Below are 25953 nucleotides of genomic sequence, written 5' to 3'. Positions count from 1 at the left end.
TGCCTTCGCCAAGCCTTCGACGCCCCCTGTCGTATCCGCAGGGCATGTCCGTCCTACCCGCTTCGCCCTGTATCGCACCTATATTAGCACGGCCAGGCATTCCACTTGAACGTGCTTTTTTTTAAGTATTGTAGAATATCCGATTATTTGTTATGTTCAGCGAGGAGTTTTGTAACTGGGGGTTGCGATCGTGAGCGTTACTTCGATTCTGCTTGGACTTCTGCTGTTGCTCAATATGGTGTTCGCCGTATTCGTCGTCTTCCAGGGCCGAAGGGATATCGGCTCGACTTGGGCATGGCTGCTTGTGCTGTACTTTATTCCGATCCTCGGATTTATTATGTATTTGTTCCTCGCGCAGGACTATCGCAGAGTGAAGCTGTTCAAATGGGGCGACTTGGACAAGATCGGTATCCGCAATCTGTCGCAGGCGCAGCTCGATTCGCTCGGCTCGCCGGATACGACGCGGTCGCTCGGCGAGAGTGCCGCACGGCACGCCGACCTGATCCATCTGCATCTGAAAGGGAGCCGGGCGCTCTGGAGTCGGGACAATGAAGCGGAGCTGCTGACGGACGGACGCGCCAAGTTCGACCGGCTGCTGGCGGATATCGCCGCGGCGAAGGAAAGCGTGCATTTTCAGACGTATATTTTCCGCTGCGACGAGCTTGGCATGTCCGTGCTGAAGGCGCTGACCGCCAAGGCGAAGCAGGGCGTCAAGGTCCGCCTCCTGTATGACGAGCTGGGCTCCAGAAGATTGAGCAAGCGGATGCTCAGGCCGCTGATCGAGGCGGGCGGAGAGGCCGCCGCCTTCTTCCCCTCCCGCTTCCGATTCATCAATCTGCGGATGAACAACCGCAATCACCGCAAGTTGGTCATCGTGGACGGCCGGCTTGGATATATCGGAGGCTTTAACGTAGGCGACGAATATCTGGGCCTCGATCCGAAGTTCGGTTACTGGCGAGACACCCATCTGCGCGTACGGGGCTCTGCCGTGCACAGCATGCAGACGCGCTTCATCCTCGACTGGAATCAGGCCGCGCGCAAGCACGATATCACCTACACGCCGGAGCTGTTCCCCGAGGACTCGCCTGCCGGCGACGTCGGCATGCAGATCGTGGCGAGCGGGCCCAATTCCCGGCTGGAGCATATCAAGCAGGGCTACATCAAGATGATCGCGTCGGCGAAGCATTCGATCTATCTGCAGAGTCCGTACTTCATCCCCGACGCCAGCTTGCTCGACGCGCTGCGGATCGCCGTGCTCTCCGGCGTCCACGTGCACGTCATGATCCCGGACAAGCCCGACCATATGTTCATCTACTGGGCGACGCTCTCCAATATCGGGGAGCTGCTGGAGATCGGCGCCAATGTCTATTTGTACAAAAACGGCTTCATTCACGCCAAGACGCTGGTCGTGGATCAGGAGATCGCCTCCGTCGGCACCGCGAACACCGACGTCCGCAGCTTCAAGCTGAACTTCGAGGTCAACGCGTTCGTTTACGATGCCGACGTCTCCGTTCGCCTCGTCGAGGCGTTCAAGCAGGATATCGCCGTGTCGGAGCTGCTTACGATCGAGAAATACCGCAGCCGGCCGCTGCGGATCAAGTTCAAGGAAGCGATCTCGCGGCTGCTGTCGCCGATCCTGTGAGACGAACGCCAAAAGCGCCAGGGAAGTCTCCCTGGCGCTTTTTCAATATAAAGCCCGCTTAAACTGAAAAGCTGTCGGTCATTTTGCGGAGCTCGTCCGATACGCGCCTCAGCTCTTCGGACGTCAACGCGAACCGTTGCATCGCCGATTCCTGCTCCGTCGCCATGGCCGCCATCTGCTCGACGAACGCCGAATTCTCCTCGGCGACGCGGTTGATCTCCCGGCTGGAGCGAACGACCTGCGCGCTATCCTCCGAGATCCGCTCGACGGACGCTGCCACTTCGCCGATGCGAACGGCCAGCTCGCCCACGCCGCCGATGATGCCCCGGACGCGCGCGCCCGCTTCGCGAACGGAAGCCGCGCCTCCGGACACGGCCCCGCCGCTGTCCTCGATCAATCCCGAGATATGCCGAATGCCTCCGTTCAGCCTGTCCAGCGTGGCATGAATCTGCTTGGCGGACTCGGCCGTCTGCTCGGATAACTTGCGGATCTCCTCCGCGACGACGGCAAAGCCCTTGCCGTGCTGCCCGACTCTCGCCGCTTCGATCGCCGCGTTCAGGGCGAGCAGGTTGGTCTGCGTCTGGACATCCGCGATATAGCCCACGGTCGCCTGAATCCGGTCCGACTCGCCGGCCAACGCCTTTACGCCTTCACGGATTCGGCCGAACGCGCGCTCGATGTCGTCGATCGCCTCCCCCGGATCGACCGACGTGATAGCCGCTGGCGTCAGCCTCTTCCCGCGTGTGCGCGGCCAAATCCGCCACCTCTCGCGCCGTGCCCGAAGCACGTCCGAGCGCCTCGGCCGTCTCCGTCATCACGGCGGTAATCTCCTCCACCTGCGCCACCTGCTGCTCGGTGCCGGACGCTACGCGCTGAACCGCGCTGCCGACCTGCCCGTTGACATCCAACGCGCCATCCGTCCCCTGTTGAATTCGCCCGGCGACCTCCGACAGCTGGACGGCACGGCCCTGAACGGCGCCGATCATCGTCTGGAGCGAGGCAAGCAGCGCATTGGTCTCCGTCCCCAATTCGCGCATCTCGTCCGACGTCCTGACCTCGATGCGCCGGGTAAGATCGCCGCCCGCCCCCCGCGATCTCGGAGACGGCGGACGTTACTTTGCGAATATTTTGCGTCACATGCCGCGAGACGAGCCACGCGAATAGCGCCGCAAAAGCGACAAGACCGCCAAGCATCGCGAATAGCAGCCGTTGGAGCCGATCGTTGCGCTCGGCGAGCGCGCCGATCCGCTCGTCCATCATATACTTCTCGGCCTGGCGCAGCCGCGACAACTGCTCGCGCATGCCGTCCATCTGCTTCTGCGCGGACTCGCCGAAGAGCGCGGCGCGCAGCTCGTCGAGGCTGAGCGCGGGGGAAGGCTGCGCCATCCGCGCTTCCGCGCCGCTCATCCATTGTCCCACCGAACCCGCCACGCTGGACAGCCGGCTAAGCTGCTCCGGCTCCGCCGCAAGCAAGCTTCGCAGCTGCTCCTCGCTCCGCTTCCACGTGCCCGCCGCGCTCTCGTATGCCCGGCCGGCGCCCTCTCCTCCGGTCGACACATGCTCGCGCAGCGCGGCGTCCATGTCGAACACGCTCTTGTCGATCTGATAGGTCAACACCTGAATGTTCAGATCCCGCCCCGTGACCGCGTCGATCTCCTGCTGCAGCCGATCGATCGTCCGGGATACGGTCAACAGCGCTGCGGCCAGAAAAACCAGCATCGCGGCATAGCCGATCACGATCTTGACGGCGATCGTAAAACGAAAGGGCAGCCTGCGTCCAAATCCGGATTCCATCTTCTCTGCCGTCAATCCCTCTCCTGGACATAACGGCTGCTAAGCGTGCCGATGCCCTCGATCGAGACGTCCGTCACGTCGCCGTCCCGCAGCCAGACAGGCGGCGTTCTGCCCATTCCGACGCCCGGCGGCGTGCCAGTGCTGATGATGTCCCCTGGCTCCAGCGTGATCGTGCGCGACAGGAACGAGATCAGATAGGGGATGTCGAAAATCAGCTCTCGCGTATTGGAATGCTGTAAGATCGTCCCGTTCAACGCGAGCGAGATGTCCAGCCTGCCGGGATCCGGGATTTCGTCGGCCGTCACGACGCAAGGTCCCATTGGCGCGAACGTGTCGATCGCCTTGCCGCGCGTCCACTGGCCTTCTTTTAATTGGAGATCCCGTGCGCTCACGTCGTTGACGATCGTGTAGCCGAAAACATGCGCCATCGCGTCTTCCCGCGCAACCTTCTTGGCGCGCCGGCCGATGACGACGGCGAGCTCCGCTTCGTAATCGCATTCCTTCACTTCGGCGGGAATGACGACCGCTTCGCCGGGTCCGACGATCGAATTCGCGAATTTGGGAAACAGCACCGGCACACTTGGAACCGCCATATTCGACTCTGCCGCATGATCTCTGTAATTGAGTCCGATAAAAATCATTTTGTCGGGCTTCAAGATCGGCGCGCGCAGGACGATATCGTCGGCGGCAAAAAGCGGCGCGTACGCCGGCGAGCGCGGAAGCTCCGCTCCGCTTGAGGTTTCCTCGATCAGCGACTTCAGCTCCATGCCTTCCGCGAACAAGCGCACCTGTCCGTCATTCTCCAGCACGCCCAGCGACACGCGCCCGCTCGGATCGTCTTTCTTCGTAAATTGCACCCACTTCAACTCGCAATCCCCCCCTCGTTCATCTATCGCCGCCCGAGTCCCCGACCGGCTACACCAAGTCTATCGGCTGTCCGAGCTTCGCGGAGCGGACGATGGCGTCCGCGACCTCGATGCCGTGAATGGCCTCTTCGAACGACACGATCTCCGGCATGCGTCCGCTCAGCGCGCATTCGGCGATGTAGCCGAGCTGTTCCTTGAGCGCGCCGATGATACGGCTCCCTTGCTTGCGGTGGACCGACAAGTCCGTCGAGGTGCGCCCCCCGAACGCCCAGCAGCTGGACGCCCGCTGCGTCCGTATCGAACTGGACCGTCCCCTCGGTGCCGATGACTTCCGTATAGTCGTTGATGACGACGCCCGCCGCGTCGTGCGTCATCCAATTGCTGTGCAGCACCGCCAGCATCCCGTTCTCGAACCGGAGCTGCGCCCAGAGAATCTCCGGCGTCTCGCTTCCGGACAAGCTGCATGCCTCGGCCGTCACGCGTTTCACGCGGCTGCCCGCGTACCAGATCGCCTGATCGAGATCGTGGATCATCAGCTCGTAGACCGTATGCGTCCTGCGGTACGTGCCGAACAGCGAATGATTGCGCGAACGCTTCATGTAAATGGAGGCCGGCCGCCCGAGCGCGCCGCTCGCGATCAAATCGCGTACCTCGGCGTACTTAGGCTCGAACCGCAGCAGATGACCCGGCGCGACGAACCGCCCGTATCGGCGCGACGCCTCGAGCATCTGCGCGGCTTCCGCCGCGTCGGTCGCGACCGGCTTCTCCACCAGTACGTGCTTGCCGGCCGCGAGCGCGGCCAGCACCGGGCGCAGATGCTCCTTTTCATAGGTAACGACGCTGACAAGCCCGATCCCTTCTTCGCGCAGCAGCTCATCCGCCGTCTCGCACACCCGCTCGATGCCGAGCTCCCGCGCGCGATCCCGTCTGCCGGGCTGCGCATCGCAAACTGCGGCCACCTCGACGAACGGAAGCGCACGGTACGCCTCCAGATGACTTTCGCCCCAACTGCCGAATCCGATAATGCCGACCTTGAGCTTTTCCATGCCTTTACGCTCCCTCCATCCGGAGAAACAACTTGCCTTGCCTGACGCGGCCGCGAACCAGATCTTCGAACGCCCGGCCGCCTTCGGCAACGGACAGTCGATCGGTCCAGCCTTCCTCGGTCACTCGCCCCTCCTCCAGCAGCCTGACGGCGTCGCGGAAATCCTGCGGCGCGTAGCAAAAGGAACCCAGCACCTCGATCTCGCTGCGAATCTGATGATTGATCGCCAGCTGCGTCTCGTCGATGCCGAGGCCGATGTTCATGATCGTGCCGCCTGGATTGACGATCGCCATCGCCTGCGCCCGCGTCGGCTGGAAGCCGGCCGCGTCGATGACGACATCCGCGCCGTCGCCGCCCGTCGCCTCGCTGACGAACCGACGGAGATCGCCGTCGGACGGATGAACCGCGCGGTCCGCCGCGCCCGTATCCAGCGCGATCTTCAGCCGATCGTACTGCGTATCCGCCACGATGACGCGCGATGCGCCGAGCAGCCGCGCGACCTTGGCGCAGAGCAGGCCGATGCCTCCGGCGCCGAAGACGAGCACGTTAGGAGCGAAGTGCCGCACCATGCTCCGCCTCGCGGCGCGCAGCGAGCAGGCGAGCGGCTCGGCCAGCGCCGCCCGGCTCGCGTCCAGCGACTCGGACACCGGCACGACGCAAGATACGGGAACGGCGACCCATTCCGCGAACGCGCCGGGCCGGTGAATGCCGACGATCCGCCGAGAAGCGCACAGCTGATTTTGCCCTTTGCGGCATGCCGCGCAGTCCCCGCAGGAGATCAGCGGATTGACGACGACCTTCGTACCGGCCGCATAACGCCCCGCTCTCGCTCCCCAGGATTCGATCCGGCCGCAAAATTCGTGGCCCATGACAAGCGGCGGCACGCGCAAGCTGTTGTGGCCCAAATATCCTTCGATCTCCGAGCCGCAGATGCCGACCGTCTCGACCTTGATCAGCACCTCGTCCTCGGCCGGCTCCGGCTTCGGCACATCCATGTATTCCATCTTCTCCGGCGCCGTCCATACCAGTGCCTTCATTCGGTCTCCTCCGTTCCTTGTAAAAGATTCCTCATAAACAAGCCGGCAGGCATGCGCGCAGCCGTTCCAGGTCGCTCCGGTCGTTGAACGCGTGCACCGAAAGGCGCACCCGGCCATCGCTTCCCATCGCGAATATCCGGCGGTCGAGGAGCCGCTCCGCGACCTCGCCGGCCGCCTCGTGCAAAAAGCTGATGTTCCCGGCCCTTCTGGCGGGCTCCGCCGGCGTCGTCACCGCCAGTCCGAGCGATTCGAGCAAGGCGATGAGTTCGCCTCCGAGCGCCAGCACGTGCCGCTCGATCTCGTCGATTCCCGCAGCCAGCAGCAGGCGCGTCGAGCGCTCGAGCGCGTAGACGGTCGGATAGCTCGGGTAGCCAAGCTCGAACCGCCGCGCGTCCGCATGGTAGGCGAACGATTCGAACCGTTCGCGGCCGGCGCGCTCCTCCACGCTGCGCCAGCCGACATAGGCAGGCAACAAATCCGCCGTGCGGCCGGGATTGACGGCCAGCACGCCGCCGCCATGGAGCGACAGCAGCCACTTGTACGTGCTGCAAATGACGATGTCCGCCTGCATCATATCGACGGGCACGACGCCGAGCGACTGCGTGGCGTCCAGCACGAGCAGCGTATTCGTCTGCGTCAGCCGTTCGTACAGCTTGCGGTAGTCAAGCCTGGCTCCCGTCAGATAGCTAACATGGCTGGTCAGGACAAGCTTGGTGCGGTCGTCGACCGACGCCAGCAGATCCTCCGCGCCGACCTCCCACTCCTTGTGCGCCACGACGCGAACCTCGACGCCTTTCGCCTTCAGAGCCAGCCAAGGGAGCACGCCGGACGGGAACTCCAATTCGTGGATCACCACATTGTCGCCCGGCGCGAAGTCGATCGACCGGGCCACCATGGAGATCGCTTCGGAGGCGCTCGACACAATGGCGATCTGCTCGGGCTGCCCGTGCAGCAGCATCGCCAGGTTGATCTTGCACAGCCGCTCCGTCTCCGCGTTGCGCTCGCGGCCGCCTGGTCCGAGGCTCCTGGCGGTCAAGTAATCGTTCACGGCGCCCAACACCGCTGTATGCGTCGGGGTCTCGGCGCCGCTAAAAAAACCATGTGCAATCGTCCAATCCGATAAACTCTTTTTTTGCTTAGCAATGCGCCCATCGTCCACCACTCCTTCTCCCGCTTCGATCGTACGGCGGATGCCGCGGCCCCTATAAGTTCGGCGGAAGCTCCAGCCGCTCGAAGCACAGATGCGCCTTCTCGATATGCTGATACGCCCGGGAGAGCAGGAACGGACCGTGACCGGGATACAGCCTGTCGAACCGCATGCGGTTCAGCTTGGCGACCGTAGCCGCGTATTTCTCGATGCTGCAGTCCCACACGTATTGCGCGACGATTTTGCCGCCGGCGAACACCGTATCCCCGGCGAACAGGCAACGCGCGCCTTCTTCCGTCAGCGCCAGCGCGATATGTCCCCGCGAATGACCGGGCGCGTCGATCACCTCCAGAGACAGGTCGCCGACGGCGACCGTATCCCCTTCGCCGACGGCAAGATCGACCGGACACGACGGAAAGGCGAAGTCCGGCGGATAGACGCCTCCGCGCTTGGCATGGTTAAGGCTCGTCTTGTCCATGTCTCCGCGCGCCAGCCAGGGCGCCGCTTCCGCTGCCGCCACGATCCGCATGCCGTACCGGTCTCTCCAATAGCGGGCGCCTGCGGCATGATCGGCGTGCGCATGCGTCAATACGCATGTGCGAACGCGATCCATGCCGATACCGGCGCGTTCGATGCGCGCCGCGATGCGCTCGGGGTCGACCCCGCCGCCCGCATCGATCAGTGCGCATTCGGCGCCGCCGTCCGCGAGGTACACGTTGCAATCGGTCGGATCGCTCAGCTCCATGCCGAACTTGCCGCTGCCTACCAGATGGATCCGTTCGCTTATCCGCATCGGTTCCCGTCTCCTTTCTGCCAGGCGCCTACAACGCCGCGATACACTCGATCTCGACGCGCATGCCGGCCGGGAACTTGCCGATCTCGACCGTGCTCCGCGCGGGGGGAGCGACGGGGAAAAATTTCGCGTATTCGCCGTCGTAAGCGGCGAACTGATCCAGATCGTCGAGATACGCCGTCACCTTCAACACCCGGTCCAGCGACGTGCCGGCCTCTTCAAGGATCGCCGCGATATATTCGAGCACCAGTCTCGTCTGGGCCGCCGTATCGCCGGGATGCAGCACCCGCTTCGAGCCCAGCTCGAACGGGCAGGTGCCGGCCACGTACAGGGTATCGCCGAAGCGAACGGCCTGCGAATAGCTGCCTGCCGGCTGCGGCGCCCTGTCGGTGCTGATGATCTGTCTCGTCATGGTTCCCTCTACCTCCCGAAGTGTCTATATCGTAGACGGGTCTGTTACCCGCGGTATTCTCTCGCCAGTTCCATATAAAAAGCGGCTGCCGCCTCTACCTCGGCCACAGACACCCATTCCTCGCGCGAATGCGCCTGCGCGATCGAGCCCGGCCCGTAGACGATGCTCGGAATGCCGCCGATGCCTTGATATTTGCTCGCATTGCTGCCGTAGGTCTCCCCGCAAACATCCGCGGGCAGCGCCAGCCTGCGCGCCGTATCCGACGCGGCTCGTACGATCGGATCGTCCTGCGGCGTGCCGAGCGCCCAATCCAGCAGCAGCGGCTCCACCTCCAGCTTCACCCCGTGCTCCCCGCCCCAGGCCGCGAGCCGCCGCTCAAGCGCCGCCAATACCTCGCCGGGATTTTCCCCCGATACAATGCGGCGGTCCACCTCGATCGTGCATCGTTCCGGCACGATGTTGATCTGCTTGCCGCCCGCGATGGTCCCGATGGACAGCGTAGCCGGTCCGCACAGCTCGTCGCGCACGGAAGCAAGCTCTGGGGCGATCGTGTCCTCGAGGAAGCCGATGACCTTGGCCATGCGGACGATGGCGTTGACGCCCTCGTGCGGCACCGAGCTGTGCGCCGCCTTGCCGCGAACATGTACGGCGAAGCGGGCGCAGCCCTTGTGGGCAGCGACGATGCGCAGCCCGGTCGGCTCGCCGACGACGGCAGCCGCGACCGGCAAGCCAAGCTCCAGCAGCTTGAGCGGTCCGCGGAAGGCATGCTCTTCGTCGACGGTGGCGCACAGCGCGACGTCGCAGCCGAGCGCCTCCGGTTCGCGCGCGAACGTCTCCATCGCGGCCAGCATCGCGGCCAGCGAGCCCTTGGTGTCGCATGCCCCTCTGCCGTAGAGCCTTCCGTCCCGATAAACCGGGACGAGCGGCGTTTGCATGCTGCCCAGGGAGACGGTGTCCATATGCGCCTCCAGCATGAGCAGCGGACCCGGCCGCGGCGTATTGAGCCGGACGATCACATTGTCGCGGCCCTCGATCACCGGCTGGCGCATCACGGACAGTCCGGCCCGTTCGCACAGCCGCTCGATATAACGCGCGACCTCCGCCTCGCCGGCCGCGCCGTCCCCATAGTGGGGATTGACGCTCTGAATGGCGATCAATTGCTCCAAAATAGCGAGTGCGCGATGCTTCATGCCGGCGCACTGCCTTCCGGCCTTCGAAGCGCTGCGAGCGGCTTGGCCGCCGCGATCTTCGGTCCCCACTCCAGCAGCCACTCCCAAGGGAGACTCTCGCCCCCAACCATATAAGGCACGCTGTCGTCCGGCGCCAACGATTCGTCTCCAAGCGTTTCATAGAAGACCTTCCTGTACTCGTTGATGACCATCGGGACATAATATTCTCCGATCGGCACGCCCGTCCACAGATGCGCCTTCGTATCGAAATAATGCGTCTTGATCAGCCGTTCGTCCTCCTCGGCGTGACGGATCGCCGCATCCGCGAGCTGCCGCAGCGTTGCCGGATCGCCTCCCGCATCCCGCTCCAGCTCGAAGCGGGCGAACGCGATTCCGGCGGCCGAGATTTCAGCCATGCGCCGCGCCATGAGCAGCGTCGCCTCGGCGTTTTCCCGCTGCCACTGCGACAGCATCGGCGTCGACAGGATCGCCTCCAGTTCGCCCGCCGACCACCTCGCATCGACCAGGCATCGCTCCAAATAAGCGATTCCCTCCGGACCCGTATATTTGTCGGGCATGAACGGGAACGACGGCAGCGTCCGGCAGATCTGCGTCTCGTGGATGCAGGGCAGCCTGCGAACGACGGCCTCATAGCGCGGACCGTTCTCTCTGCCGTGCAGGTGAACCGCAGCATGCGCCAGGAACGCTTCGCGGTCCATCCGCCAGCAGTCCCACCCGAACTGGGCGGGCGCCATGAAGTACAGCTCATGTCCGTACCATTCGAAGCCGTAGCCGTTGATCCCGGCGCAGCCCGTGTTCACCGCGCCCTGAAATTGCGCGATATCGTTCCACAGATGCTGGAAAGCGTAGTTGCGCAGCGATTCGGGAAAAACGTCCGGGATCAGGTAAGGAATGCGCCCGAGGCTGGCCGCAAAGCCGCTCCCTTCGCAGTTGCGCGACCATATGCGGTCCCGGCCGAACATATCCGCCCACTTCATAAATTCCCGGTCGTCGTCTTCCAGTCCCGGCGCCCAGAACAGAACGACCCGCTCCGGCAACTTGGCCGCCCACGCCTCGAGATACGCGCGGTCCTTGACGATCGGCGGTTCCCGCAGCCAGCGCACGCCGATCAGCGTCTCCGGCCGGAGCACCTTCATATATTCCTCCAGCAGTTCGATCGTGACGGCATGCTTGGCGTCGTTCGGCGGCAGGTGTCCATACTTGCCGCGGCAGGCTTCGCATTGGCAGAACCACTGGACCTCCTCGCTCTCCTCGAACACGAGGCCGTTGAAGCCGATCTCCTCGATCCGCTTGACGCTCTCGACGAGGTAGCGGCGCACGTCGGGCCGCGAGGCGCACATCGAATCGTAGCTGTTGACGTGCCCCTGCGCCTTCAACGCTTCGGACAACACGCCGCGGCTCTCCGGATGAACGACGGGGTAGCCGCCGCTGTACGAATTCATGCCGACGTACGCGTAGACTTCAATGCCTCGCGCATTGGCGTAGGCGATCGTCTCCGACAGGAACGGCTTCACGAGGTTGGGATGCGTGAACGATACTTGGACCCAGTCTCCGATCTCGGCCGACCAAGTCTCGACAGGCAGTCCGCGCAGCACCGTCTCCGGATACTCCTCGAATTCGAACGGCCAAAATCCGTACATCACGATATTCAGCGCGTTGATCTTGCGTCTGAAGCACCAATCGACGAACGTTCGCCAGCGCTCGCCGTCCCACAGCTGCGTGCCGAAGCCGGCCCTGGCGAAGCCCGCATACCAGGTCAGCGTAGGCGAGATGATCCGCCGCCCGATGTCCGGACCGTCCGTCATCTCGAGCGCCGGCAATCCCTTGCCGTCCCCTAGCTCCGCTAGCTGCGCGAGCGTAGCTATGCCGTGCAGCGCGCCCTTTGTCCCGAGCGCGGCCAGATCGACCCGATCCGCCGACACGCGCAGCACGTAGGACTGCTCGGGATGCGGCTGGTTGAGCAGCGCCTCCTTGTCTGCGAGCGCGATCGTATCCGGTCCGCGCACGGTCAGCGCGCGTCCGGCGGCTGCGCCGACCGCTGCCGCTTCCGCCGCCAGGCGAAGCCCTGGCAATTCGAGAACGACCGTCTCGGCCAGCGCCGCAAAAGAGGAATCAAGTTCAAGCCTCGTCGGCTCGCCGAACGCGTAATAGCCCGCTCCCGGCGCCCATGACTTGGGCGTCGGAAGCAGCGGCGCCGGCAACCGGTCGTCCGCTGCTGTCATCGCCGTCATCCCCTTTATCCGCGAATATCGTTATCCTTTGTAATACTCGTCCACGTTGTCCTGCGTGATCGGCACGTAGTCGACCAGTTCCTTCTTCTCGAACTTCTCGTTATTGATCAGTCCGACCGCGACCTCGACGGCGCGCTTGCCTTCCGTGGTGACATCGTCCAGCACCGTAGCCGTCATCCGGCCCTCTTTGACGCCTTTAAGCGCATCCGCGATGCCGTCGATGCCGACGACGAGAATATCCTTGCGTCCCGCCGCCTCGACGGCTTGCAGCGCGCCCATCGCCATCTCGTCGTTCTGCGCGGCGATCGCGTTCAGGTCCGGGAAGCGCTGCAGCCAGTCTTCGGTGATCCGCATCGCTTCGTCGCGGTTCCAGTTGGCCGTCTGTTCGGTGACCAGCTTCGTGTCCGGGTATTTGTCGAAAAGCGATTTCTGAAGCCCTGCTCCGCGCGTGATCTCCGCGGAATGTCCGATTTGTCCCTGCAGCAGCGCCACCTTGCCTTTGCCGCCAAGCTTGTCCGCCAGAATCTCGCCCATCATGACGCCGGATTGCTCGGGATCGGTGCCGACGAAAACGTCGTAGTTTTCGTTTTTGGTATACGTGATGGCTTCGACGAGAGGAATCTTCGCCTCCTTGATCTTGTCGACCGCGGGACTGGAGCCCACCATGTCGACCGCGTTCAGGATAATGGCGTCCACCTTCTGGGAGATCAGCGTGTCGACCTGATTCAATTGCTCCTCGATCTTGTCCTGGCTGTCCATGACGAGCAGTTCGACGTTCAGCTCTTTCGCTTTCTCCTGCATCGATTCGACGAGGGATTTGATGAATTCGTGCGACAAGCCCTGCGCGGCTACGCCGATCTTGTACGTCTTTCCGGAAGCTTCTCCCGATGCCGCGCCGGGCGAGCCGGACGCCCCGCTCTCGCTCCCCTTGTCGTTGCCGCAGCCCGACAGCACCGCTGTCGTCAGAAGCAAGGCTCCCATCCATTTCCAGCCCTTGAATTTCCCCATTTGTCTAACTCCTCTCCCTTTTTCGACGAAAACTATATTTGAAAGCGGAGCCGCGCCCCTGCAGGACGACGCGTCTTCGTCATTCACGGGATTTGCAGTCAGCGCTTGGCGCGCTGATCGAGTATGACGGCGCCGGCGATAATGACGCCTTTGATGATCTGCTGCCAATAGGAGGAGACGTCCAGCAGGTTCAACCCGTTGTTGATGACGCCGATAATGAGGACGCCTACGATCGTGCCGAGCAGCGAACCTCGTCCGCCGAACAGGCTGGTGCCGCCAATGACGACGGCCGCAATCGCGTCAAGCTCGTAGCCGATGCCGCTGTTGGGCTGGCCGGAGCTGATACGCGAAGCGAGCAAGATGCCTGCCAGCCCCGAGAGAAAGCCGTTGATCGCGTAAACGCCGATCTTGATCCTGTCCACGCGGATGCCCGATACGCGGGAAGCGCTCTCATTGCCGCCTACCGCGAATACGTAGCGGCCGAACTTGGTCCGATAGAGCAGAACGGCCACGATCGCGGCGACGGCGGTGAATATGAGCACGGGTACGGGAATCGGACCGACATAGCCTTGGCCCAGGTATTTAAAGGAGGGGGGAATCGACGATAATCGGGCGTCCGTTCGTGTACAGGAGCGCAATGCCGCGTCCGATCGTCATCATCGCGAGCGTCGCGACGAACGGGGCGACTCTGAGCTTGGCGCTCATCGTGCCGCTGACGCCTCCGAGCGCGCTTGCCGCGAGCATGCCCGCGATTAGCGCGAGGACGGTCGCTCCCGGCGAGTCGGATACGATACTGGCTGCGATAACGGCCGAGACGGCCATCAGGGAACCGATCGAGAGATCGATGCCGCCGGTCAGAATGACAAGGGTCATTCCCACGGCCAGGATACCGTTGATCGAGACCTGCCGAAGCACGTTCATCAGATTCGTAAAAGTGAGAAACGAATCGGATACGATGCTCAGGACGACGACCGCCACGAGCAAAATGAGGATCAGGCCGTATTTTCGCAGCATGTCTTCGGACAGGCCGCCGCCGGGAAGCAGCTTACGTTTGAGGACGGCTTCATTACGCACTGTGCGCACCTCCGATCGCGCAGGCCAGTATTTGTTCCTGTGTGAGATGCGGTCCTTTGAATTCGCCCTGAATGCGGCCCTGGGCCATCACCAGCACGCGGTCGCTCATGCCCAGAATCTCGGGCAGCTCGGATGAGATCATCAAGATCGCCATGCCCTCCTTCGCCAGTTCGGACATCATTTTGTAAATTTCCGCTTTCGCGCCTACGTCGATCCCGCGCGTCGGTTCATCCAGGATCAAGAGCCGGGGATTCGTCAGCAGCCACTTGGCGAGCACGACCTTCTGCTGGTTGCCGCCGCTTAGGCTCTGCACCGGCTGATTCATATCGCGCATCTTGATGCGGATCTGCTCCGTCAAGCGCCGCACGTCTCCCGTCTCCGACTTGCCCGATACGAACGCGCCGCGCCGGTCCAGCGGCAGCTTGGCCAGCGTCATATTCTCCCGGATCGGCCGGCACAGCACAAGCCCGGTCTCTTTGCGATCCTCGGACACGAGCGCGATGCCGTGACGGATGGCGTCGGCGGGATGCTTGACCGAGATCGTCCTGCCGTCGATCCGAATCTCGCCGCCGTCGAGCCGGTCTACGCCGAAGATCGCCTGCGCGACCTCGCTTCTCCCCGCGCCCATGAGCCCCGCTACCCCGACGATCTCCCCCCGGCGGACATGGAACGAGACGTCCCGAAAGGCAGATCCGCGCCGGAGCCCGACCGCCTCGAATACGACATCGCCCGGATCGACACGCTCCTTCGGATAGATCGCCTCGAGCGGCCTGCCGACCATCATTGCGATCAGCGTGCCCTCGTCGAGCGCGGCGATGTCCGCCGTGCCGACGTATTGCCCGTCCCGCAGCACCGTCGCCCGGTCGGTCATGGAGAAAATCTCCTCCATCCGGTGGGAGATGTAGATGATCGGGACGCCTGTGGCTTTGAGCCGAGCGATCGTCTGAAACAGCGTCTTGACCTCGCCGTCCGACAGCGCGGACGTCGGTTCGTCCATGATGATCAGACGAGCCTGCCACGAGACGGCCTTGATGATCTCCAGCATCTGCTTCTGGGCGACGCTGAGCGTGCCGACTCGCGTATCGGGCTCCGCGCGGAAGTCGAACTCGGCCAGCAGCTCCCTCGTCTGCTTGCGCAGTTGCTTGCGATTGACGAATATCCCGCGCGCGGGCTCTCGCCCGAGATATATATTTTCGGCCACCGTCATGTCCGGAATCGGATTAAGCTCCTGGTGAATCATGGCGATGCCCTGTCGCAGCGCATCCTGAGGACTGTCGATCGCCACCTTTTCTCCGAACAGTTCGATGCTGCCGGCATCGGGCTTCACGAGACCGGTCAAGATTTTCATCAGCGTCGATTTACCGGCGCCGTTCTCGCCCATCAGCGCGTGCACTTCTCCCCTTCGCACTTCCAGCGAGACGCTGTCCAGCGCCTTCACGCCGAAAAACGACTTCGTGATGCCGTTCATGGCGAGTACCGTCTCCATCGCGTCGCCTCCTTGATTGTTAATCGAGCGCCTTCGGCAATCAGCATCTTGTCCGCTCTATCGAGCGCTCTGCGTCCCTTGCGCCGCTCAGAACCAGAGCGTCTCCCCGTCCTCCCAGCTCTTGTCCTCGTCCAGCTCGATGAATTCCCGATAGGATCGGTAGATATGCATGCGCATGATCTTCTCCGCTTGCGCGGGATCCCTGCTCTTGAGGGCTTCGATCAATTCGAGATGCTGGTCCACTTCCTTCTGCTTCGTCGACTGCGTGCCCAAGATCCGATTGACGAGCGAGATCTGAAACGAGATCGAGCCGTACATGTTCATCAGGCGCTCGTGCTTCGACAGGTTGATGATCGACTGGTGAATCTGAAACGAGTCCGCGAGCAGCGACTCCACGGCCTCGTCGGCCAATTTGACCTTCATGGCCCCGTAGAATCCCTCCAACTCGTCGATCGCCTCCTGCGGCGCGATCTGACTGGCGATCCGAATCGCCAGTCCTTCGATCGCAGCCCGAAGCGAATAAATCTCGAACACGTCGCTTCGCTGCAATTCCTTGACGACTGGCCCTTTGTTCGGCACGATCACGACGATACCCTCGCCCGACAGTTGATGCATCGCTTCGCGAATCGGCGTCTGGCTAATGCCGAGTTCGCGCGCGAACCGCGTCTCCACGATGCGGTCGCCAGGGTTCAGCTCACCGCTCAGTATCGACTGCTTAATGTACTCAACGACTTCGCGGCTAATATTGTGCTTGTCCATAAATGCCGGTTTAGGCGCGGAATCCTTCATGATGAGCGCTCATCTCCTCGTTAACAGCCTCTTCTTAAAGTTATATATTATGTATTATATATAATATAGAATGTAGGAGGTTGGCAATACTTAATCTTGCAAATCGACATTTTTTCATTTTCATCACAACAAACATAGTGCGGAAGAAGCGAGAATTCGGGGATGAACGACAAGAAAGGTATCGCAATCGGGATTGTACTGTAACCGTAATATGAGGGTAAAACGTAAAAAAAACCGCACAAAAAAGCTGTGCGGTTTGTCTATGTATGGATGAGTATGGATGACTTCGCTCCGGCGCGTTTCTCTGTAGGCGTATCGTCGACGCATGCAGGCTGTGTACGCTCACCCCCGGACTTCGTCCACGGTATATATTCCTCTCCCCGCCCCGAGCTTGCCGCCGGAGGCCAGGTAAGCCTTGGCCCTTCGCTGCAGGCCCGTCCGCGCTTCGTACGCGGCGGGATCGTCGGTCACCGCTCCGATGCCGAAGATACGCTCTTCCGCTTGCCGGGATGTCTCGTCCACTTCGTAGATCTCGAACAGCCGCTGGAACTGCATGATGTTCGAGTCCGATTCCAACACCTGGTCGAGGCCGGGGTACAGCAGCCAGGAATGGCAGACAAATATCGGCGGTACGCCTCGGAAAAAGGCGCGCGCTCGCGCAAAGGATGCTAAAGCCGCCTGCGGATCCAACGGCCCGCCCACGGGGATGTGGACGTTCAGTACGAGCCCTCCTTTCGCAAACTTCCGCTCGCCGAAGATTAGATCGCGATCTAGCGCGATCGGCTGGAACTGCAGCCGGCCGAGACGGAACAAAGCAAGTCGCACATGCCCCTGCAGCCAGCCCGATTCCTCGATGCCATATTCTCCGTATGTCGTTTTGCAAACCTCGCTCCAAATGCGGATATCCGAAAAAGTATCGGTGTGCACCTCGTCCGGAATGTCCCGTAACCTGTATTCGTCATGAACGTCAACGGCCATCCTCACGAAAAAGTACAATAGAAACGGTCTATAATCCGCTCTCTGTTTGACCGAGGCAAGCATAGCTTCTCGATCGCGGAGAAAAGAAGCTTTGTGCGCGGAATAATTGCCGCCTTCAGTTCGATCATACTCCAGTACGAGTGCCGATGCATCCGGATGAAGACCGATCGCCGCGCCAAGACTCGCGATGTCCATCTGTTTATTCCTCCTTGGCTTGTTAAAACGGGACGCAAGCTGCGTCCCGTCGAGTGCTCTTATTATGTTTTGCGAATCCCGTACTCCCGCCATCTGTCGTCCACGAGCTTCACGATGTCTTCCCGCGGGAACAGCTCGTCCGGATAGCCGGGCTTCATGCGGGCGTCGATCACGATCGGGAGCCCGTAGCCGATGTGATGGCGGCTTGCGATCGTCTTCGCGTACATGTCGTGCGCCGGGTTGAACCGCGTGAACACGGTCCAGAGGAACTGCCGCTCGGACGCCGCGATCCCGGCGTCGTCCGCCAGCACGACGAGCGGCCACTGCCAATCGCCGCGCGCGGACAGCGTCTCGGCGAGCCGCTCCGCCAGCTCCGGCTCGCGCTCGAACGTGCCGCCGCGGACGACGAGGCAGCCCGGTACGAAGACGCGGATGTCCGCGACGCCCGGCAGGTCTCCGCCCGCGTATTCGCGGGGCAGCTCGCGGATCGGGTCGCCGACGCCCAGCATGACGGCTTTGGAGCCGTGATTAAGCCTGCGGCCGGTGTAGTCCAGCGTGTCGTGCGACGTATGGTCGAACACGAACAGATCCTTGAGCGGGTCGAACCGCTCGAGCACCGTCGTCAGCAGTTCGGAGAAATGCTCCAGTTCGACCGGACGGTCCGTCAGCATGAGGAACTTGGTCAGCGACAGCTGTCCCTGCCCTAGTATGCTGAAAGCCGTGCCGAGCGCCTCGCGCGCGTAGCTCTCGCGGACGACCGCGGATGCGAGCGCGTGGAAGCCCGTCTCGGCGTAGGTCCACAGGCTGCGGATGCCCGGCATGACCATCGGAAACGCCGGGGACAGCAAACGCTGGAGGAACTCGCCCAGATAGTAGTCCTCCTGGCGCGGCTTGCCGACGATCGTCGCAGGGTAGATCGCGTCCTTGCGGTGCCAGACGTGGTCGACGTTGAACACCGGGAAGTCGTGCGTCAGCGAGTAATAGCCGAAATGATCGCCGAACGGCCCCTCGGGGCGGCGCAGATGCGGCGGCACGCTTCCCTTGATCGCGAACTCGGCCTCCGCCGGGATGCGATGCCCGCCGAGCGGGTCTTCCGCCATCGGCAGCTTGCCGCCCAGGATCAGCGAGGTCAACAGCAGCTCCGGCAGCCCCTCGGGCGCAGGCGCGATCGCCGAAGCGATGAGCGCGGGCGGTCCGCCAAGGAATACGGATACCGGCAGCGCACGGTTCATCTGCTCGGCCTCATGGTAGTGGAAGCCGCCGCCTTTGTGAATCTGCCAGTGCATGCCGGTCGTGGAATCGTCGTACACCTGCATCCGGTACATGCCGAGATTGTGCTTTTTGCCGTGCGCGGGAGATTCGGTGTAGACGAGCGGCAGCGTAATGAACGGACCGCCGTCCTCCTGCCAGCAGGTCAGCGCCGGCAGTCCGGCCAGCGGACGCTCGCGCTTCGATACGCCGAGCACGGGCGCGGCTTCCTGCGATACCTTCTTCATGCCGACCTTCATCAGGTCCAGCAGCATGTCCTTCTCCCGCCAGAGCGCGGGCAGCGTCGGCGGCATGAGCGTATCCATCGCGCCGATCAGCCGGTTCACGAGCTGCTCGGGCCGCGGCCCGAACGCCTGGTCCACGCGGCGGCTCGTCCCGAACAGATTGGTGACGACCGGGAAGGCGGCGCCTTTGACATTCGTGAACAGCAAAGCCGGGCCCTCTGAATCGATGACCCGGCGATGTATCTCGGCGATCTCCAGCACGGGGTCGACCGGCGTCTCGATGACCGCCAGGTCGCCCTCTTTTCTCAGCATTTCCAAAAACGGACGAAGCGAAGAAAAACTCATATGATTCCTCCAAATAACGTCAACGACGGGATAGCTGCCAGGCGCGGATCGCCCACAGACAGAGCGCGCTGAACAAGATGGATATGATGATCGTATGCAATAGGCTTGTAAACACGTAGACGTCGTGGTACTCGAGCGTGGCGGTCAGGAGCCACCCGCTCAGGCTTTGCAGAACGACGAGCGCGAGCGATACGTAGCCGATCTGCGTCAGCTCCTCGTGCCCCCCGGTGCGGCGCCGGACGAGCAGCGCGACCGCGCCGATTAACAGGAACAGCACGATCGCGCCCAGCCTGTGGGCGAACACGATCCCGGTCGCCCCGCTCAGCTCCGGCACGACTTCGCCGTTGCAGAGCGGCCAGCCGATACAACCGCCTGCCGAGTCTGTATGCCGCACATAAGCGCCCAAATAGACGACCGCATAACAATATATAATGACAGCTAGGATCCAGCCGAACAGGCCTGCCGGCACGGAAGCGCCGGCCGCGGGTACGCTGCCCGCTTGGTTTGGACGAAGCTTCGCGGCGGTGCCGCTCTGCCGTCCTCCGTTAAGCGACGCAGGCGCCGGCAACGCGCCCTTCGGTATCGGCCACGCCCCGGCATCGCCGGTCCGCAGCGCGCGGTCCCAGCGTCTGGCCCAAGCGTACAGCAGCCATGTACTCGTGAACGCGACCATCGAGATGCCGAAATGTATGGCGAGCACGGCGTCCGACGTCGGCATGATCACGGCAAGCATGCCGAGCACGGCCTGGAGAATCGTAAAGAGCAGCGCGGCTCCCGCGTACAGACGAGCCTCTCCGCTCACCGGCTTCAGTCGCATCGTGAGGAGGAAGACGCCGAACACCAGAAAGCCTTCGAGTCCGCTTACCGCGCGGTGCGTGTATTCGACGATCGATTCGACCGTGTAGGCGGGAATGAACTTCCCGTTGCAGAGCGGCCAGTCCGTTCCGCAGCCGCGGCCCGATTCGGTATTGGTGACGACGACGCCGGCGATGAGCACGAGCAGCATGCCGAGGCAGCTCCACAAGGCCAGCAGCCTGTAAGCTCTAGCAGTCATATTCCATCCCTAATTTCTATAATGAAGTAGTCGGCTTCAGCCCGTTTTCATTATACCCGAGCGGTTGCGGTCAATGCTATGTTCAAACTGTGAACGGACGCGAACTTTGTGAAGAGTGTCACAAAGGCGTCGAATTTTGAAATAGGCGCACTTAACAAAGAAAGGACGAGGCAGGTAGGCCCTGCGCCGTCCTTCTTTGTTTTGCCCGGCAATGCGCACCGACCGGCGAGCCGCAGGGCCTAGATAGCCGGTTTTTCCGGCTATCTCGCTCGCCCGCGATCGATCAAGCCTTCGGCGCGATCTCGGCGGATACCGCCACCGCGCGGTCCAGGAATTGCTCGATCTCCTCGCGCGACTTGCGAAGCTTGCTGACGAACCGGATCAGCTCGCGTCCCTCGCGGAAAGCGATAAAGCTGGGAATGCCGAGAATGTTCAGTTCGCTGCAAAGGTCGGGCAGATCGTCGCGGTCGACCTCGACGAGCCGGAGCCGATCGGCATAGGCTTCTTCAAGCGCCGGCATGAACGGATCGATAAAGTGGCAGTCCGCGCACCAGGTCGTCTTGAATACCGCCACCGTCAATCCATCCTCGCCTACGCGCGCCCTGAAGTCTGCCTCGTTCGTGATTTTCTCCATGCCGCCTAACCTCCTTGGACGAACGCCGGTACCGGCGTCCGTGTCGTTAACGGTCATTATACGCCCGATTACCTCGCCGTACAACCGTCGTCCCCCAAGGGAAGCACGCATCCAAGAACGCGACTCTATTACAGATCCCGCTTCACTTCCAGAAGCTGTTCGCCGTCATAGCCGTCGGTCACACTGTAGGTTGCGTGCAGCAGGCCGAGCAGGTCGTCCGCGCTCATGTAGGTGACGCCTCCGAGCCTGGCGACCGGCGACTGAAGCTGCACTTTCTCTCCGTTGACAAGCGCCTGATCCGAGCCGAGCGTGAGCACGAACTCCTGAATCGTGGGCTCGTCGTAGAACCGAATCTGCTTGCGCGCCGCGTCGAACGTGATCGGATTGCCCAGTTCGCGCATCGTCTCCTTGACCGGCACATAGACGTTGCCGTCGTCGTCGGTCGCGAACGGCACGCCCCAGTCCGAGCTCAGCGTAAAATACTGGTCGTCGATCTGCATGTCGTTTTTAAGCAGGCCGTACACGGCCGAATCCACGCTCAGCTGGTTAAGCAGTTTGCGCGGTTTCATGGACGCCATCTCCTCGATGTCCATGGCGTTCGCAGGCACCTGCACTTCGCCGAGCCCTTGATCCTCGTTGATGTTCCAAGTCTCCTGAGAGACCCGGACGACCACGCTCTTGAGCGGGATGTCCTCTTCTCCGAACAGGCTAGCGTCGAGCGCGATCTCGATGTCCGACTTGCGGATGTGCAGGGATTTGTCGGCGTAAAAATCGCCTTTGAACGTCAGCGCTTCGTTAAACGCCTGCTGCCAATCCTCCTCCGCGCTCGCCTCTTCGTAATCGTCGCGCAGCTCCTTCACGCCGTCCATCACGCTCTGCGCGGCGTCGGTCAGTTCCTCCGGCGTCCAATCGGTGTCTTCCGGCACGATGCCGAGCGCGTCCTTCAGGTCCTGCGGCAGGTCGGACGCCCACGCGGCGAGCTTTTCGATCAGGCTCTTCACGCCTTGACCGTCGGAAAGCACCGAATCGAGGAACGCCGGGATCAGCTCGCCAAGCTCCTTGCCGTTCATCTCGGCATGTACCTTCATCAAGTCGGTCGGCGTGCCGCCGATCGGCGCTTGAACCGCTTCGGCCTGGATCTTCGGCGGATTCGGCAGATGACCGACCACGAAGGACGCCACCTGCTTCAGCGCGTCCCGAATCGTCTGTTCGGCGATTTGGGACGTCATCTCGCCGATGCCGGGGATCATATCTTCTCCCGGGAACGCGCCGGCTTGAAGTTCTTCCACGTCGAGCACGAGCGGGCGCTTCGCGCCCTCGACCGTCAGCACCGCGGTCGTCGGATCGAGCTGCAACGAGAACGGAATCGAACGATCGTTCAGCGAAAGACTGCCCCTCGCGTCCATATCGCCCTTTTCATCGGACCGTACTTGATCGAGCTGCAGCTTGATGCGGCTGAGCAGCTTGATCATCCGCTGCGTCTCCTCGTCTTCTGCTGCCAGCGCCTCCTCGTCAAAATTCAGCTCAAGCTCGAAGGAACCGCTGCCCGTCGACGAGCGGACGTCCAACTGTTTGGTCAGCATCTCGTTCAAATTCACGCCGCCCACGGCCTGACAGCCGACGAGCGCAACGATTAGGAGGGCGATCAAAGCGATACCCAAACCACGAACTTTCATTTTTACCACGAACCCATCCCCCTCCCGATGATAACCATCCAATGATATCCAATAATTGATACCCGGATATGGTTAGTTCGACGCTACAGTTGGAAATCCTTCCAAATAGGAAGAATCATCGTGAAAGGGGGAGAAGCACATCGAAGACACGACTGGCGCGTACCGGAAAAATAGCGAGCGATCGTCGACCCCGGCTTGGTCCGGCGTGACCGGGGGGCTGGTCAAAGGCGTGGCGATCAAAGGAGCGGCGCTGCTGGAATCCCTCAGGCTCGCGCGTCCGCGCTCATCGCTTCGGCTGCCCAAAGGAATCGCCGGCTGGGCCGAATCCGAGCTGAGCGAAGAGATCAATCGGGGATGGCGCGGCGCCTCGTCCCATCTGGATTCGTCCAACGCCGCGCTCGTCGCCTGTATCCGTGAAGAGACGGAGACGCACAATCGCAACAACGTGACGCGCACGGCAGCCTATATGGAAATGTACAAGGCATTTCCGGAGCTGCATTGGGCGCTGCTGGCTCATCTCGTATCGCGCAACGGAGGATGGAATATGACCGACCTCCAGGGCGCCTGGCTGCCGAAGCTGCTCAAGCACAAAGACAGGGCGACTTTGTTCGGCATGCTCGAATCTTGCAACGCGCTGATTTTTCGCGACGCCTATCCCCAGCTGCGTCTTTATGGGGAAAGTCGCCGGACGGGGCGCAGCCGGTTTGCGCTGCTGCCGGCCTTCGGCGTGTCGGCCTTCATGCGGCCGTTCTGGGAGCGCTTCTGGATCGAGCGGGACCCGACCGCGCTCACGGTCGCGCTTATCGTGAACGAGCAGCACGTGATCGAGCGGCGGGTCGTCCAGGATCCCGCGTACAAAGACACCGTCCTCGCCTCCGCCGCGTTCAAAGGCATGCGTCCCTTGCAGCTGCAGCAGGTGATCGTGCCGCTGGGCGGCGTGCGAATCGCGCGTCTGCCTCCCGGAACGTCGGGGACCGAGCGCGGAGACGGACCGGACGGAGGGGATGAACCCGCCGATACCGCCCTGGCGGGTCGCGTGCTGGAGTCGTTCGCGAACGTCGACGAGCGCATTGCGTTCGGCAAAAGTCTGTACGCGATGCTGTTCGCCTATCCGAAGGTGCTGGGCGGGGCGCTGGCCTTTGCGGAGACGGTCAGTCATACGGGCTCGCGGGCCGACTACTGGCCGGAGCGGTTTACGGCGCTGGAAGGGCATGGCGAGCGTCATGGGGAGGCCCTTGGGTCGCACAGGCCGGCGTGGTACAGCCCCAAGCTCGCAGACGCTTGGCCGGATCGTCCGCTCGGCAGCGTGCGCGAAGGGGATTGGCTGGCCGACCTGAACGTGCTCAAGCACTTCAGGTCGCTGCGGGCGCCGATCGCCTTCGTCATGACGCATGAGCATGCGTTCGGCGAGCGCAAGCTCCAGGCCGCGGCGCTGGCGCTGGAAAGTTTGAAGCGGCGGGCATCGCGGCCATAGCCGTGATCGGAGCGGCAGGCGGGGGAAACGCGGCGGTCAGGCGCTTGGAGCGGGCAATTGGCCGGCGCTGTGCGGGCGTTGGGCCGGCGTAGGGCTGGCGCTGGACGGGCAGTTGGCCGGCGCTGTGCGGGCATTGGGCCGGCGTAGGGCTGGCGCTGGACGGGCAGTTGGCCCGCGTGTTCAGGCGCAGACATGGCCGAAGCGTAATTATGCGGCAGTACCGCACAACTCGAGCCTCAAAAGATCCAAAGCGCTCAGTTGTGCGATCGTACCGCACAACTCGAGCCTCAAAAGATCCAAAGCGCTCAGTTATGCGATCGTACCGCACAACTCGAGCCTCAAAAGATCCAAAGCGCTCAGTTGTGCGATCATACCGCACAACTCGGGCCTCAAAAGATCCAAAGCGCTCAGTTGTGCGATCATACCGCATAACTCGGCCGCGAAAGACTCAAAGTACCCAGTTAAGCGATCGTACCGCCTTAACGGCAATCCGTCGATCATTCCCTGCAGATCATCAGCTTGTTGCCGTCCGGGTCCTTGAACACAAACCAATGACCATCCTCGATATCGGTGACTCTCTCCGCGCCGAGCGCATCGATGAAAGCGAGCGATGCCTCCAGATCCGATGTCGGCAGCATCAGCACCGGCGTGTCGATCGGCGTCGCGCCGTCCGGCTCTCCACCGCCCCACTTCGGCATAGTGTCCAGCACGACGTCGGCGCCTTCCAGCGGCAGTACGCAAATATGGCCGAACAGAATGTCGCGTTCGCTTTCATCGAATCCAAGCAGCCGGCAATACCAAGCCCGCGAACGCTCGATATTTTTGACCGGAATGAATATGCTCGCCACCTTGCGCCGGATCGGGCTTGATGAAGCATTTCCTCCAAGCGCGGCAGATTGGTTCATAGCCGCTCCCCTCCTTTTTCAAATTCGAATTTGATATCCGTTATCGATCCGACTGCGATGAAGCCGACATTGCGATAGGCCCGGTTGGAGATCGGATTCGCGGCATTCGTATACAGCATCGGCATGAGGCCCTCCCGCAGCAGCTTGGCGCTCAATTCGGCGACCAACGCGCCTGCGAACCCGCGATTGCGGCTGTCCGGCGGCGTATAAACCGCATTGATTCGACCGTGTCGAGGGGAGCGGTGAGCGATTTTCGCCATGGATACGACCACTCCTTCCATCTCCCACACGAACAAATTGCCTGATGCGATGGCGCCGGACGCAGCCTGCAATTGGCTATCCGCTTCGACGTATGCCCCCTGCGCTTCCTGCGCAAAGCCAGCGAAATATGCCGCAACCTTGCGAAGATCCCTCTCCTCTGCCGGGCGCGCTCTGCCGCCGCGTACGCGTTGAGAAGGGGTGACCGACGGACAGTGATACGATTCCAGCGCCATATGCAGACGGAATTCCGCGCCTTTGTCGGCCGAATAAGCCTGCGCGAACGCCATTGCCGTCTTTGGCTCCGCCGAGATGCCGGGTAATGGAGGGTGGTCCTCAAGGCGCTCGACTAATGCACAAATGTAATTATCCCGATCCGAAGCGGACATCGCCGGAGAAATCCATAGCCAGCCATTATGACCGGGCG

22 protein-coding genes and 1 pseudogene are annotated in these 25953 nt (G+C 62.2%); 2 read left to right on the top strand and 21 right to left on the bottom strand.

The genetic code is table 11. From position 1 onward, the window contains the following. Positions 1-190: 190 nt before the first annotated feature. Entirely contained in the window at positions 191-1642 is a 1452-nt protein-coding gene (gene cls, locus OMP40_RS38690) for a cardiolipin synthase (RefSeq protein WP_277539531.1), read from the top strand. Between the two features lie 58 nt (positions 1643-1700). Here cls and OMP40_RS38685 read toward each other — a convergent pair whose 3' ends face one another. The 19 genes and pseudogenes from OMP40_RS38685 to OMP40_RS38595 all read right to left on the bottom strand — a co-directional run bounded on the left by OMP40_RS38685 (position 1701) and on the right by OMP40_RS38595 (position 22889). Continuing rightward, the gene (locus OMP40_RS38685; protein ID WP_277539530.1) at positions 1701-2429 is read right to left on the bottom strand and encodes a methyl-accepting chemotaxis protein; all 729 of its coding nucleotides are present in this window, start codon (positions 2427-2429) and stop codon (positions 1701-1703) included. Then, complete coding sequence (locus tag OMP40_RS38680; RefSeq protein ID WP_277539529.1) at positions 2369-3436, bottom strand: CHASE3 domain-containing protein; 1068 nt, start codon at positions 3434-3436, stop codon at positions 2369-2371. The genes OMP40_RS38685 and OMP40_RS38680 overlap by 61 nt, the downstream gene beginning before the upstream one ends. A gap of 11 nt (positions 3437-3447) precedes the next feature. Further along, on the bottom strand, positions 3448-4293 hold the full coding sequence (locus OMP40_RS38675; RefSeq protein ID WP_277539761.1) for a fumarylacetoacetate hydrolase family protein: 846 nt from the start codon (positions 4291-4293) through the stop codon (positions 3448-3450). 32 nt (positions 4294-4325) lie between these two features. After that, positions 4326-5348, bottom strand: coding sequence for a Gfo/Idh/MocA family protein (locus OMP40_RS38670; protein ID WP_277539528.1), 1023 nt, complete (start codon positions 5346-5348; stop codon positions 4326-4328). Between the two features lie 4 nt (positions 5349-5352). Next, positions 5353-6384 carry a zinc-dependent alcohol dehydrogenase gene (locus OMP40_RS38665; protein WP_277539527.1) on the bottom strand — a complete coding sequence of 344 codons (1032 nt, stop codon included), beginning with the start codon at positions 6382-6384 and terminating at the stop codon, positions 5353-5355. 31 nt (positions 6385-6415) lie between these two features. Continuing rightward, positions 6416-7543: an aminotransferase class V-fold PLP-dependent enzyme gene (locus OMP40_RS38660; RefSeq protein WP_277539526.1), complete on the bottom strand. Its 1128-nt coding sequence runs from the start codon at positions 7541-7543 to the stop codon at positions 6416-6418. A 43-nt stretch (positions 7544-7586) separates the two neighbouring features. Further along, on the bottom strand, positions 7587-8324 hold the full coding sequence (locus OMP40_RS38655; protein WP_277539525.1) for an MBL fold metallo-hydrolase: 738 nt from the start codon (positions 8322-8324) through the stop codon (positions 7587-7589). A 28-nt stretch (positions 8325-8352) separates the two neighbouring features. Continuing rightward, a complete protein-coding gene (locus OMP40_RS38650; RefSeq protein ID WP_277539524.1) occupies positions 8353-8736 on the bottom strand; it encodes a RidA family protein in 384 nt (127 codons plus the stop codon). 44 nt (positions 8737-8780) lie between these two features. Continuing rightward, complete coding sequence (locus tag OMP40_RS38645; protein WP_277539523.1) at positions 8781-9926, bottom strand: M20 family metallopeptidase; 1146 nt, start codon at positions 9924-9926, stop codon at positions 8781-8783. Next, positions 9923-12148, bottom strand: a complete 2226-nt coding sequence (locus OMP40_RS38640; protein WP_277539522.1) for a glycoside hydrolase family 20 zincin-like fold domain-containing protein — start codon at positions 12146-12148, stop codon at positions 9923-9925. The genes OMP40_RS38645 and OMP40_RS38640 overlap by 4 nt, the downstream gene beginning before the upstream one ends. A gap of 30 nt (positions 12149-12178) precedes the next feature. Next, positions 12179-13165, bottom strand: coding sequence for a substrate-binding domain-containing protein (locus OMP40_RS38635; protein WP_277539521.1), 987 nt, complete (start codon positions 13163-13165; stop codon positions 12179-12181). 98 nt (positions 13166-13263) lie between these two features. Further along, positions 13264-14179, bottom strand: a pseudogene (locus OMP40_RS38630) (ABC transporter permease). A gap of 52 nt (positions 14180-14231) precedes the next feature. Then, positions 14232-15725: a sugar ABC transporter ATP-binding protein gene (locus OMP40_RS38625; RefSeq protein WP_277539520.1), complete on the bottom strand. Its 1494-nt coding sequence runs from the start codon at positions 15723-15725 to the stop codon at positions 14232-14234. An 87-nt stretch (positions 15726-15812) separates the two neighbouring features. After that, positions 15813-16514: a GntR family transcriptional regulator gene (locus OMP40_RS38620; protein ID WP_277539519.1), complete on the bottom strand. Its 702-nt coding sequence runs from the start codon at positions 16512-16514 to the stop codon at positions 15813-15815. Between the two features lie 342 nt (positions 16515-16856). Then, positions 16857-17687 (bottom strand): acyltransferase domain-containing protein, encoded by an 831-nt coding sequence (locus OMP40_RS38615; RefSeq protein ID WP_277539518.1) that lies wholly within the window; start codon positions 17685-17687, stop codon positions 16857-16859. A gap of 62 nt (positions 17688-17749) precedes the next feature. Continuing rightward, complete coding sequence (locus OMP40_RS38610) at positions 17750-19525, bottom strand: UbiD family decarboxylase (RefSeq protein WP_277539517.1); 1776 nt, start codon at positions 19523-19525, stop codon at positions 17750-17752. Positions 19526-19544: 19 nt separating this feature from the next. Beyond that, entirely contained in the window at positions 19545-20579 is a 1035-nt protein-coding gene (locus tag OMP40_RS38605) for a COX15/CtaA family protein (RefSeq protein ID WP_277539516.1), read from the bottom strand. Positions 20580-20862: 283 nt separating this feature from the next. After that, positions 20863-21213 carry a thioredoxin family protein gene (locus OMP40_RS38600; RefSeq protein ID WP_277539760.1) on the bottom strand — a complete coding sequence of 117 codons (351 nt, stop codon included), beginning with the start codon at positions 21211-21213 and terminating at the stop codon, positions 20863-20865. Positions 21214-21341: 128 nt separating this feature from the next. Continuing rightward, on the bottom strand, positions 21342-22889 hold the full coding sequence (locus tag OMP40_RS38595) for a stalk domain-containing protein (protein ID WP_277539759.1): 1548 nt from the start codon (positions 22887-22889) through the stop codon (positions 21342-21344). Positions 22890-23118: 229 nt separating this feature from the next. On the opposite strand from OMP40_RS38595, the gene OMP40_RS38590 reads away from it, so the two are divergent. Next, positions 23119-24363: a DUF2515 family protein gene (locus OMP40_RS38590; RefSeq protein WP_277539515.1), complete on the top strand. Its 1245-nt coding sequence runs from the start codon at positions 23119-23121 to the stop codon at positions 24361-24363. A gap of 497 nt (positions 24364-24860) precedes the next feature. Here the strand turns inward: OMP40_RS38590 and OMP40_RS38585 are convergent, their stop codons facing one another. After that, positions 24861-25268 carry a VOC family protein gene (locus tag OMP40_RS38585; protein ID WP_277539514.1) on the bottom strand — a complete coding sequence of 136 codons (408 nt, stop codon included), beginning with the start codon at positions 25266-25268 and terminating at the stop codon, positions 24861-24863. Continuing rightward, positions 25265-25816: a GNAT family N-acetyltransferase gene (locus OMP40_RS38580; protein WP_277539513.1), complete on the bottom strand. Its 552-nt coding sequence runs from the start codon at positions 25814-25816 to the stop codon at positions 25265-25267. Before OMP40_RS38580 ends, OMP40_RS38585 begins: the two co-directional genes overlap by 4 nt. Between the last annotated feature and the right edge of the window lie 137 nt (positions 25817-25953).

This window comes from Cohnella rhizosphaerae (genome assembly GCF_029525575.1).
GTDB classification, from domain to species: domain Bacteria; phylum Bacillota; class Bacilli; order Paenibacillales; family Paenibacillaceae; genus Cohnella; species Cohnella rhizosphaerae.
The sequence above is the reverse complement of the archived record's forward strand: the minus strand, read 5'-3'. Positions and strand labels throughout refer to the sequence as shown.